The organism is Protofrankia sp. CiP1_Cm_nod2 (genome assembly GCF_920664355.1).
In the GTDB taxonomy this organism is placed as follows: Bacteria; Actinomycetota; Actinomycetes; order Frankiales; family Frankiaceae; genus Protofrankia.
The window spans coordinates 1-4,660 of sequence record NZ_CAKKTL010000327.1; the positions used below are offsets into that span (position 1 = coordinate 1).

The 4,660-nt window shown below is 75.3% G+C and carries 2 protein-coding genes; one reads left to right on the forward strand and one right to left on the reverse strand.

Annotated features, from left to right (window positions below):
• A partial coding sequence (locus NBW84_RS22690) for a peptidoglycan-binding protein (RefSeq protein WP_250287258.1) occupies window positions 1-2,900 on the reverse strand: 2,900 nt, incomplete at its 3' end.
• Window positions 2,901-3,287: 387 nt separating this feature from the next.
• Here NBW84_RS22690 and NBW84_RS22695 point away from each other — a divergent pair.
• The gene (locus tag NBW84_RS22695) at window positions 3,288-4,658 is read left to right on the forward strand and encodes a helicase-associated domain-containing protein (RefSeq protein ID WP_250287261.1); all 1,371 of its coding nucleotides are present in this window, start codon (window positions 3,288-3,290) and stop codon (window positions 4,656-4,658) included.
• Window positions 4,659-4,660: the final 2 nt, after the last annotated feature.

A 4,660-nucleotide genomic window follows, 5' to 3' on the forward strand; every position in this document is an offset into this window, starting at 1 on the left:
CAGCCGGCGAACGGTGATCCCAGCCGCGCGGCGCTGACCGCCTCCGGCGCCGCCGCGCCCGGCCCGCCCGGTTCGGCTGCCCCGGGCAGCCCGCCTGCTCCGCCCGGCCCGCCCACGTCGCCTGCTCCGTCCGGCCCGTCCGGCCCGTCCGGCCTGTCTGCCCCGCCTGCTCCGTCCGGGCCGCCTGCTCCGTCCGGGCCGCCTGCTCCGTCCGGGCCGGCGGCGGCGCCCGCGGCGGCCGGTGGGCTGAACGTGGCGAGGAAGTCCCCGAGGTCGATGGTCAGGGCGTCCAGCGCGGCCCGCATCGTCTCGGTGGCGAGGTCGAACGGCAGCGTCCACGGGTACAGCGTCTCGGCCAGCCGGCGGTAGGCGTCGTCGACCCGGTGCTGGATCTCCAGCCGGGTGGAGCGGGCGTGTTTCGCCGTCTGCGGGTAGGTGGCGGCGATGTCATGCGCCGGGTCGGCGGTGTCGAAACGGATCACCGTGGTGTCGGTGACCGCGTAGTGGGCGGTGGGATCGTCCGGCGTCCGGTGGAGCGTCGCGGCCGGGCCGAGGGTCACGCCGGCGGCGGCGAGCTCGGCCACCAGCCCGGCCGTGACGGCGAACGGCACGGTCTTCGTCAGCTCGGCCCGCCGCTCCCACAGCGCGGCGGGCGCGGTGACGGCGCGTTCGAGCAGCTCCAGCGCAAGATCGAGCTGGGGGATCTCGGTGATCGTGTTGTCGCAGGTGAGCGCGATGTGGACCAGATCGGGCCGCTTCGCCAGCAGCGCCGACAGGAAGGTGCCGCCGCCGGCGCGCCGGGCGCCGAGATAGCCGAGCAGATCGACGAGGTAGGCGGCCGGGGAGAACACCGACCGGCAGTCCTCGCAGGCGCACAGGTTCGTCCCGCCGAAGATCTCCGCGTAGTCGACGATCTCATCCGTGGGGGCCGTCCCGGCGTCCCCGACCAGCAGCGCCTCGCCGAACCGGTCGGCACGTCCGAGCCATGTCGTGACCAGGTGGAACGCGGCGGCGGTCACGTGCCCGGCGCGGGCGTGCAGGCGCAGCGCCCGGGCCCGGTCACCAATCCCGCCAGGCGCCCCGGCGGCCCGGATGGTGAACTCCTCCGGTGACAGGCCGGCGATCGCGGACGCGGAGTCCAGGCCCAGCCCGGCGAGGGCCTCACCCTCGCCGAACCGCGCGCCCAGCCGCGCCAGACGCTGGACGGGACGCAGCGCGGCGAGCACCTCGGCCCGGGTGTCCTCCTCGTAGACGAGGGTGTGCAGCGGTGAGGTGAGCACGTCGAACGTGCCGGTGTTCGCCGCGACGAACCGGCCCAGCGCCGGTGACCGGCCGGCCAGCCGGGAGGTGACGTACTCGGTGGGAAAGCGGGCTTCGGCGTTGCGTTCCAGGACCGCGGCAAGGGCCTCCCGACGGCCGGCCACGGCCTCGCGGGGGCCGGCCTCGCCGGGGCCGGCGCCCGGACGGGGGGCCGGAGGGGGGAGCAGGCCGTCCGGGATAAGGGTCAGGCCGGCGTCCGGGATGGCGGCGACCAGCTCGCTCCACTGTGCGCCGGTCAGCCGGGCCAGCGCCACCGGCGCCAGGTCCCCGCCGGTCCGCCCGCCCGTCGCCAGCTGGGCCACCACCGGCAGGAAACCGCCGCTGACCGCGGCGGCGGCGAGCACCCGCTCGAACGCCGGCCGGTGCGCGGCCAGCGCCGCGTCCGCGTCCACCCGGCGCCACAGCGCCTCCTCGGCCCCCTCGCTTCCCCCGCTTCCCCCGCTTCCCCCGGCCCCCGCCGCCCCCTCGGCGGTTGTGCTGACGGCGGCGACCGTGTCGAGGAAGCCGTCGACCAGGCGGTCCACGTCCGCCGCGTCCGCGGGGAACGCGGCCGCCAGCAGGGCGCGGACCGGCGCGACGCCCGGGACCGCCGGCCGCGCGCTGGCCGCCTCCCGCAGCCGGCGTGCCACGTCAGCGGTGTGGGCGGTGGCCAGCCCGTCGAGCAGGCGCGCGGCGGCCGAGTCCACCGCCCGCGCCGGCCCCGCCGGATCCTCCGGGTCGACCGGGCCGAGCGCGTCCCGGCCGATGATGCCGGCGTCCACCGCACGGCCGATCGCCTCGGCCGCCAGGCCGCGGCCCTGCTCCGGGTGCAGGCCCTCCGGCATGCCCGCGCGCAGCGCCGCGTAGAGCAGCTTCGGGTCGACGGCCGGGTCATCACCGGCGGTGCGCCCCGCCAGGCGCGCGGCGGTGGCCGCCTGGGACAGCAGCGCGCCTGGTACGCCGGTGAGGGTGGCCAGCACACCCAGCCGGTCGGCGGGCAGGTCCGCGAGCCGGTCGGCCTGCCCGGCCAGCGCCGCCATCACCTGGTCGTGCTCGTCCCCGTCCGGAGCGACCGCGAAGTCGACGTTCTCGTGGGCGGACGGGTCGACGATCACCGGTGAGGCCGCAACGGCGGTACCGTCGGGCCGGGTCAGACGCACCTCGACGGCCAGCCTGCGGCGCTGCCCGCCCGGCGTGTCCGCCGCATCCTCGGGGAAGACGATCCGGTAGGCGCCGTCCGGGCCCGACACGGCCGTGCCGAGCCGGTGGCCGTCCGCGTCACCGGACGTCACGTCCCATACTGTGGCCTCGAGCCCGCCGGCCGGCACCCCGGTCGTGGTCCGCACGACACCGGTGACCAGCCGCACCTCGCCGGAGATCTCGTACAGCCGGGCGAGTGTCGGGCCGTCCAGGACCCCGCTGCCCTCGAGCTGGTTACGGCCCTGGAAGGCGACGAGCGCCCGGAGCGTCCGCGGGCCGAGGAACGCCTGCCGCAGCTCGGGCTCCGCCTCCGCGGCGGCGAGGTACCCGTGTGCCACGAGGGCGGTCTGTAACCACGCCACCTCGGGCCCGCTGCTACCCAACGATCCCGAAGAGGGCATGACACACCTCACAGCGCGGTCGGCTCCGACCGCTCATTCTCGGCACCCATGACGAGGCGGCGAACCGGATCCCCGGCACCGGAGAAGTCGTGTTCCGGACATGCCATCCAGGACGCGGCCGGCTCGCCGGAACACGGCCGGAGCGCTTCTCGCCGGGCGGGCATCGCGCCCAGCGGGCCGTACCGCCGATCCGTACCGCCGGTTCGCGTCGTCGATCCGCGTCGTCGATCCGGGTCGCCGATCCACGCTGACGGATGTCCCGCGCGTGGCCGCGGCCTCATCCAGTGGCGACCCGATGGCGGCCCGCGCCGGTGGATGGTTCCGTGCGACGCCGCGGGACCGTGCCGGTCGAGTCCGCCTGCCGACACGGTTCTACAGTTAGCGGGTATGACGGTGCTACAGGACGTGAACGCGCCGACGGACGGTTCGCCGGGAACGGGCGGGCCGACCGTTCGCCCGAGGGCGTGGGAGGCGGCTGCCGACGTGCTCGCCGTCCTGCGGCTGTGCGCGGTCGGCAAGCTGCGGTGCAGCGAGAAGACGCAGCGGCCGGCGGCCGCGACCGTCGCCGCCGTCACCGGCGTCCTCACCGGCGGGGACTTCTACCATGAGGAGCCGATCGCCGCGTTCGCGTGGCCGCTGCTGGTGCAGGCGGGTGGCCTGGCCGAGGTCGTCGGCGGACGGCTGCAGCTGACCGCGCGGGGCCGGACGGCGCTGGCCAAGCCCGCCGCGGAGACGATCCGTCACCTCTGGCGGCGCTGGGCCGGCCATGCCGTGATCGACGAGATGAGCCGGATTGAAGCGATCAAGGGCCAGCGTTCGGCCCGGGCGCTGACCGCGGCGGGCCCACGGCGCAAGGCTGTCGCCGTGGCGCTCGCGGCCTGCCCGCCCGGGGAGTGGGTCAAGGTGGACGAGCTGTTCACCCGGATGCGGCGCGAGGGCCCCCCGTTCACGGTGGCGCGCGACGTCTGGAAGCTGTACCTCGAGGATCCGCAGTACGGCAGCCTGGGATACGACGGCTTCCACGACTGGCCGCTGCTGGAAGGCCGGTACACCCTGTGCCTGCTGTTCGAATACGCGGGGACGCTCGGCCTGTTCGACCTCGAATACGGCGATCCGGTCGACGCCCGTGACGACTTCCACGCGAACTGGGGCGCCGACGGCCTGGATTATCTCAGCCGTTATGACGGCCTGTACGCCGTCCGGCTGAACGCGCTCGGCGCATACGTCCTCGGGCTGGCCGAGCGGTACGAGCCGGAGCCGGAAAGCGGCGGCGGAGCGGGCCTGGAGCTCAAGGTCCTGCCGAATCTGGATATTGTGGCCACCGGTGCGGTGAGGCCCGCCGACGAGCTCCTGCTGGACGCCTACGCGCAGCGTTCGTCCGACCGTGTCTGGTCGCTGAGCCTCACGTCGCTGCTGGCTGCGGTCGACGCCGGCCGCCCGCTGGAGGAGCTGCGGCGCTTTCTCGACGACCACGCCAACCACGCCAACCATGCCGGCCACGCCGTACCGGCCACCGTGACCAGGCTTTTCGAGGACACCACGGCCCGCGTCGGCCAGTTGCGCGACTTCGGCCTCGCGCGGGTGGTCGAATGCGCCGACCCCGCGGTGGCCGCCCTCATCACCACCGACCGCAAACTCCGCCGGTTCTGCCAGCCGGTGGGGGACCGCCATATCGCCGTCCCCGTCCAGCACGAAGCCGACTTCCGCGCCGCCCTCCGAAAACTGGGCTACGTCCTCCCCGCCACCCCCACAACGTAGCC

What these genes read in the sequence shown, in the direction of transcription:
- NBW84_RS22695 (WP_250287261.1), top strand. Translation starts at nt 3,288, where the DNA reads ATGACGGTGCTACAGGACGTGAACGCGCCGACGGACGGTTCGCCGGGA.